The 6597-nt window shown below is 61.0% G+C and carries 8 protein-coding genes; 7 read left to right on the forward strand and 1 reads right to left on the reverse strand.

All coding sequences use genetic code 11. The features are described 5' to 3' along the window. Positions 1–245 (reverse strand): helix-turn-helix domain-containing protein (locus tag Q0G18_RS08580; RefSeq protein WP_297152025.1); only part of this gene is annotated, 245 nt, incomplete at its 3' end. A gap of 143 nt (positions 246–388) precedes the next feature. On the opposite strand from Q0G18_RS08580, the gene Q0G18_RS08585 reads away from it, so the two are divergent. From Q0G18_RS08585 to Q0G18_RS08615, 7 genes are all read left to right on the forward strand, one after another. Beyond that, complete coding sequence (locus Q0G18_RS08585) at positions 389–1162, forward strand: nuclear transport factor 2 family protein (RefSeq protein WP_297152027.1); 774 nt, start codon at positions 389–391, stop codon at positions 1160–1162. Positions 1163–1237: 75 nt separating this feature from the next. Further along, positions 1238–2014, forward strand: coding sequence for a 4Fe-4S binding protein (locus Q0G18_RS08590; protein ID WP_297152030.1), 777 nt, complete (start codon positions 1238–1240; stop codon positions 2012–2014). 21 nt (positions 2015–2035) lie between these two features. Beyond that, on the forward strand, positions 2036–2959 hold the full coding sequence (locus Q0G18_RS08595) for a Sir2 silent information regulator family NAD-dependent deacetylase (protein ID WP_297152033.1): 924 nt from the start codon (positions 2036–2038) through the stop codon (positions 2957–2959). Positions 2960–3224: 265 nt separating this feature from the next. Then, positions 3225–3629: a YkgJ family cysteine cluster protein gene (locus tag Q0G18_RS08600; RefSeq protein WP_297152036.1), complete on the forward strand. Its 405-nt coding sequence runs from the start codon at positions 3225–3227 to the stop codon at positions 3627–3629. Between the two features lie 100 nt (positions 3630–3729). Further along, positions 3730–4194: a 5-(carboxyamino)imidazole ribonucleotide mutase gene (purE, locus tag Q0G18_RS08605; protein WP_158049118.1), complete on the forward strand. Its 465-nt coding sequence runs from the start codon at positions 3730–3732 to the stop codon at positions 4192–4194. Positions 4195–4372: 178 nt separating this feature from the next. Further along, on the forward strand, positions 4373–5551 hold the full coding sequence (locus Q0G18_RS08610) for a SurA N-terminal domain-containing protein (protein ID WP_297152039.1): 1179 nt from the start codon (positions 4373–4375) through the stop codon (positions 5549–5551). A gap of 5 nt (positions 5552–5556) precedes the next feature. Continuing rightward, positions 5557–6387 carry an ATP-binding cassette domain-containing protein gene (locus Q0G18_RS08615; protein ID WP_297152042.1) on the forward strand — a complete coding sequence of 277 codons (831 nt, stop codon included), beginning with the start codon at positions 5557–5559 and terminating at the stop codon, positions 6385–6387. Positions 6388–6597: the final 210 nt, after the last annotated feature.

The raw sequence follows: 6597 nt of genomic DNA on the forward strand, positions 1-6597 counted from the left end.
ACGAGCCCCGCGTCCTCCATGCTGCGCAGGTTCGTGGTAAGGACCTTCTGGGAGACGCCCCCGACGCTGCGCTGGAGGGCCTTGAACCTCATCGAGCCATTCAGAAGCAGGTCCCGCATTATGAGCAACTTCCACTTGCTGCCGATCAGGGACACGCAGGTCTCCACCGGGCAGACGGGGAGGTCGCTTCTCTTGGGGAGCTCGTCATTGCGATACTCGGTGTAGCCGATTTCGTCGTCGCTCATTGCATACCACCTGTTCATCAATGGTTACTTATAGGTACCTACAGCACTTTATAGTGCCTACTTTTCTATTTACACCACAGATTTTACCATGAAGCCAAGCAAGCGGCGGGAAGGGCCGCAGAACCGCAAGGAAAGGAACGGAAATGAGCAACATCCAGAAAGCACTCGACCTTATCGGCACGTTCGTCACCGGAGACGCAGAGCTGGCGGCAAGCCTCCTCGACGAGGGCTACATTCAGCACAACCTCGCCTATGGCACGGGCCGCGACGCGTTCGTCGGGTCCGTGGAGTACCTGGCCTCCGCGCCCGCCAAGACGACGGTGAGAAACGTTCGCGCGTTCGAGGACGGCGACAAGGTGTTCCTGCAGAACGTCTACAACTTCGCGGGGGCCGGCGAGCAGGTCGCCTTCGATATCTTCCGCTTCAACGGCCAGGGGCTCATCGCCGAGCACTGGGACAACCTCGCCAATGTTGCCGGACCAAACCCCTCCGGCCGCACGCAGACCGACGGCACCACCGAAGTCTCCGAGCTCGACAAGACAGAGGAGAACCGAGCCCTCATCGAGGCGTTCCTCGAAGACGTCATGCAGGGGAAGCGCCCCGAGAAGACCCCGGAGTACTTCGCGGGCGACGCCTACCTCCAGCACAACACCGGAATCGCCGACGGGCTCTCCGGTCTGGGGGCCGCGCTCGAGGCGCTCGCCGCGGACGGCATCCAGATGATCTACGATAGGACCCACCAGGTTCTCGCGCAGGGCAACTTCGTTCTGGGCGTGAGCGAGGGCACCTTCGGCGGTAAGCCCACGTCGTACTACGACCTCTGGCGCGTGGAAGACGGCAAGGTCGCGGAGCACTGGGACGTCATGGAGACTATCGCCGACCCGGCCGACTGGCAGAACGAAAACGGCAAGTTCTAGCACTGCGACAGAGCAGGGCAAACGCCGCGGCGCCCTCTACAGGAGGCGTCGCGGCCGATCGTGAGGGGGCAAGAGATGGGCTGGGAGAGGGCATGGCAAGGGCAGGGAGCGCGAGGCGGTTTCGGCCTGGCGGCATCCGGTCGCATCCCCGTTGCCGGCGCCGAGCAGATAGACGCTAGGTACTGCCTGCGCTTCCTGAGGCGCATTAGGGACTGCTCGTTCGCGACGGTCGACGCCGAGGGGCTTCCCGCCGTCCGCGTGATAGACGTGATGCACGTCGAGGATGGAAGGCTTTTCTTCCTCGCGCCTCGCGGCAAAGAGTTTTACAGGGAGATCCTGCGCAACCCTGTCGTCGCCATCGTCGGGCAGACGACGGACTTCAGGACGTGCAGGCTGCGGGGGCGGGCGGTCCGCGCCGCCGATGGGGAGCAGAAAGCGCTCGTCGACCGGATGTTCGAGCTGAACCCCTCCATGGACCAGCTGTATCCTGCCGAGTCCCGCTACGCCTGCGAGGTCTTCTACATCGAGGACGGGAGCGGCGAGTACTTCGACCTCGGCCAGAAGCCCATCGTGAGGGTGCCGTTCGCCATAGGCCGCGCCTCTTTGGACGCGAAAGGCGTGTTCGAGGTCTCGGAAGGGTGCGAGGGCTGCGGTGTATGCGCCGCCGTCTGCCCGCAAGGCTGCGTCGCGCGCGCCGAAGACGGGACGTTCAGGATTGACCAGGGGGCATGCTTGCGTTGCGGGCTGTGCGAAGAGGCGTGCCCGCACGGCGCGATATTTCGGTCCGCAGGGTGCGCGGATGGCTGGACGAGAGAGAATCGGGCATCCACGTGGTGTTCGACGTCTTCCTAGAATCGGACGAGAGGATCTACCGTGACATTCTTTTCATCTAACTTGTTCGCCGGCGGCGGGTATGCGCGCGCCAAGCGGAGCGCGGCCCTCGTGCGCGGGGCCGACGCGACGGCGGAAGAAGCGGCAGAGGCGATGAGGCGGGAACTCGACGAGTGCGACGCCGTCCTGGTAGGCGCAGGCGCCGGGCTCTCCGCCGCGGCGGGTTTCTCCTATTCTGGCAAGCGCTTCGACGAGAACTTCGCGGACTTCCGCGACCGGTTCGGGATAGCCGACATGTACTCGGGCGGGTTCCATCCCTTTCCCGATCTGGAGACCTACTGGGCGTGGTGGAGCCGAGCCATCCTGCTCAACCGCTACGAGGCGGGGGCCGGCAAACCCTATCTCAACCTCCTGCGCATCCTCGAAGGGCGAGACTACTTCGTCCTCACCACCAACGTCGACCACCAGTTCCAGCTGGCGGGGTTCGACAAGGCGCGGCTGTTCTACACGCAGGGGGACTACGGCCTGTTCCAGTGCGTCCGCAACTGCTCCGGCGAGACGTACGACAACGAACGGCAGGTCCGCGAGATGGCGGGCCGCCAGAAAGACCAGCGGGTGCCGAGCGAGCTCGTTCCCCGCTGCCCACACTGCGGGGCGCCTATGGTCCCCAACCTGCGTGTCGACGGAACTTTCTGCGAGGACCGCGGATGGCACGAGGCGGCTTCCCGCTACCGCGCGTTCCGCGAGGCACACTCCGGCGATCGCGTCTTGTATTTGGAGCTGGGCGTCGGGGACAACACGCCCGTCATCATCAAATACCCCTTCTGGAATGCCGTGGGTCGGAACGGCCATGCGGCGTACGCCTGCGTGAACATAGGAGGGGCGTGCGCTCCAGCCGCCATTGCGGGCAGGAGCATCCTCGTGGATGACGATATAGACGAATTAATCCAAAACGTTTTAGCCTGATTAACTGACAAAGCGGAAATCATCCCTCGGCACCGCAGGTCATTCTGCTACTTCTTGGCGAACGGACACCCGATTCTGGGCGTTTCCCATGTTGAAGTGGTGGGCCGTGCCTCGTTTCGTCTTCTAGTCGACTTCCTCCTTTCGCTTCCCTGCGTTTCCGGGCCGCTTGTCGATGTTGCGACAACGAAATACTTGCACAGCGCAATGAGCGCTATCATCGAATAAAAGACGAGTCCCATTCGTGAGTTCCATCAGAAGGCAAGCCATGAAAATCACCCCGAACGACGAGCCGTTGCGCTTCGACGGCGATAATAGTTACCCCGATTGCACTTGTTGCGGACAGTGCTGCGGGTTGAACGTGCTGGCCATCACACCCAAAGAGCTCGACGCCATGCACGAGTGCATCGAACGCAAGCACGTGCGCCCGATCGACCGCAAAGGCGAGCGCTGCCCGCTGCAGTCCCCTGAAGGCGGCTGCATGATCTGGGAGGCGCGCCCGCAGGTATGCCGCCTGTTCAACTGTCATGTTCCGCGTATCGAGATTCTGAAGCAGAACCCTTTGATCGTCGTTCCCGAGGATATTCCCCTGCTCGATTTGACGGAGGAGTTCGTGCGCGGGCGCTCCGGCTACGAGGCTATTGCCCGCCTCATGCGCGCTGCCGCAAGCTAGCTTTGCGCAGACTCCGCGTTATCGCCCTCTCCTTCGCGATCGATCGCGCGCCACGCGTATACTGAAAAGGTAAATAAGCGGACGCGTGAAAGGTCTTGACATGGCAGACGAAAAGCCCGTTGTGGGCATTATCATGGGCAGCAAATCCGACATGCCGGCGATGGAGCCGTGCATGCAGCAGCTCGACGAATTCGGCATTTCCTACGAAGTGAAGGTGGCGAGCGCCCATCGCAAGCCGCTTGAAGTGCACGAATGGGCGTCTACGGCGCACGAGCGCGGCATCAAGGTGATCATCGCCGCGGCGGGCAAGGCGGCGCATCTTGGAGGCGTCGTCGCGGCTTACACGCCCGACCCCGTCATCGCCGTGCCTATGAAGACGAGCGATCTGGGCGGTCTTGACTCCCTTCTGTCTATGGTGCAGATGCCCTCCGGCGTGCCTGTTGCCTGCGTCGCGATTAACGGCGCGAAGAATGCAGCTATCCTCGCGGTGCAGATGCTTGGCACCAATTGCGATGGCTGCCGCCAGAAAATCATCGACTTCAAGGCGGCCATGGCCGAGGCGTAGCTTTTCGCGTCACGTGTTGCGTTCTGTGAAACATAAGTGGGCAAATTGTGCGACCTTATGTTTCCAAATATTCCTATGCGAAAATACTTCGCGGCATTACATCTCGTGCGGAATCGACGTCTCATGTGCGGCTTTGCGTCGCCGCTGCCGCACGTTTTCATGTAAAGGGAAGGGTTTCATGAAAGCTTCTACAATCGCTAAGGCCGTTTGCGCGGTGAGCCTGTCCGCCTTGTGCGTGGTCAGCATCACGGCGTGCTCGGGCAATTCCACGTCGGGATCGAAGGGTGTTGGAGGCGTGGCGGCGACCGTCAACGGCGCCGAAATCCAAGAGGAAGAGGTCACGGCTTCCGTCGAGAGCATCCGCTCCCAGATGTCTTTGACCGACGAGGACGCGTGGGGCGAGTGGATGGTCAAATACGACTACACCCCCGAGAAGGTGCGCGAGGAGGTCATCGATTCCCTCGTGACCAAAGAGCTGATTATCCAGGGCGCTGAGGAAAAGGGCGTCACGGTGAGCGATGACGAGGTGCAGTCCTACGTCGACCAGATGAAACAGAACTACGCGAGCGACGACAAGTGGAATGAGGCGCTCCAGGCGGTCGGAATGACCGAGGACGAGTACAAAAGCAACATCAAGACCTCTCTTCTGCAGCAGGGCCTCATGAAGTCCTTCGAGGGCGACGATCCTTCCGACGAGGACGTTCTCTCCTATGCCCAGACTTACGTTTCCAGCTTCGACGGCGCGAAGCGTTCCTCCCATATCCTCTTCGACGCCGACGACACGGAAACGGCGCAGAGCGTGCTCGACCAGATCAACGCCGGAACGCTTGATTTCGCCGAGGCTGCCAAGACCTATTCCAAGGACGGCTCCGCGCAAAACGGCGGTGATGTGGGTTGGGATAAGCTCAACTCGTTTGTGAGCGAATACACCGCAGGCCTCGCCGATCTTTCGAAGGGCCAGGTAAGCGGCCTTGTCACGAGCAGCTACGGCATCCATATCATCAAGTGCACTGACGAGTTCCACGCTCCTGATGAGCTGACGAGTCTCGATCAGCTGCCCTCCGAGTTCGTCGAGCAGTTCAGAAGCTCGCTCAAGTCCTCGAACCAGTCGAAGGCCTATCAGCAGTGGCTCTCCGATGCCAAGGAAAACGCCGATATCGAAATCAAGGACATGCCGAGCGGCCTGCCCTACGACCTCGATATGTCGAAGTATCAAAGCGATGATTCCTCCGACAACTCCTCCACCGATGGGAGCAGCAGCTCCGCCGACAACGAGGTAAGTGCAGCCGACGATTCCTCCGCCTCGAGCGATACTGCTTCTAGCAGCGGTGATTCCGAGACCAAGAAGGCAGCATAAACCACATGGCTGACAGTCAGTTCGAGGGAGGGCGCGAAGCTGATTCGCGCCCTCCCTTTCTTTGCTTGAACAATGCGATCGTGAAACGGTCGGGCAAAACCATCCTGCACATCGGCTCCTTCGAGCTTGCCGAGGGGGAGAGCATGGCGCTGCTCGGTCCGAACGGCGCCGGCAAGTCCACCTTTATCAAGCTGATCACGCGAGAGATTCTCCCGCTTTACCAGGACGAGCCGCCAGTGCTTTTCCGCGGGAACGCCCGGGCGACGCTTGAGGACGTGAAGAAGAGCCTCGGCATCGTGTCATCGACGATGCAGGATCAGATCACGGTGCACATGCCTGCCATCGAGGTGGTTGCGGGCGGCCTGTACGGTTCGCTCGGCGTGCCGAAACGGGTAAACGCGAGTGAGGACGACTATGCGCGTTGCAGGAAAACGATGGCGACGCTCGGCGTCGAGTCGATCGCGGACCGCGACGTGATGACGCTGTCCACCGGGCAGGCGAGGCGCGTGTTGTTCGCTCGTGCCCTTGTCCACGATCCCGATGTCGTTGTGCTCGACGAGCCGTGCACGGGCCTCGATCCGCAGGGGATGCACTACGTGCGCCGCTCCATGCGCGCGATTGCGCAGTCCGGTCGTGCGATTCTGCTGGTCACCCATTATGCCGAGGACATCATTCCCGAAATCGAGCGGCTGCTCTTGATCAAGGACGGGTTGGTGCACGCGGACGGGTCGAAAGAGGAGCTTCTGCGCGATGAGGCCATGTCCTCGCTGTTCGATGTTCCGATGAGCGTTGCCGAGGTGACGCCCGGCCATTACTCGCTGACAAGCGAGTACTAAACGCGAACGCCCTGGTAGGATGCGCGTTTTCGCTTTGAGCCGCCGCAGTAGGCGGGTTTGCGAGTTTTTGAAAAATATCCTTGTGGACAGACAGGGTCTTATGTATAATACTTAGCTGCTGCAATTGGCAAAACGGAGAGATGTCCGAGCTGGCCGAAGGAGCACGATTGGAAATCGTGTATGCCCCAAAAGGGTATCTGGGGTTCGAAT

Source organism: uncultured Ellagibacter sp. (genome assembly GCF_934636505.1).
Classification (GTDB): domain Bacteria; phylum Actinomycetota; class Coriobacteriia; order Coriobacteriales; family Eggerthellaceae; genus Ellagibacter.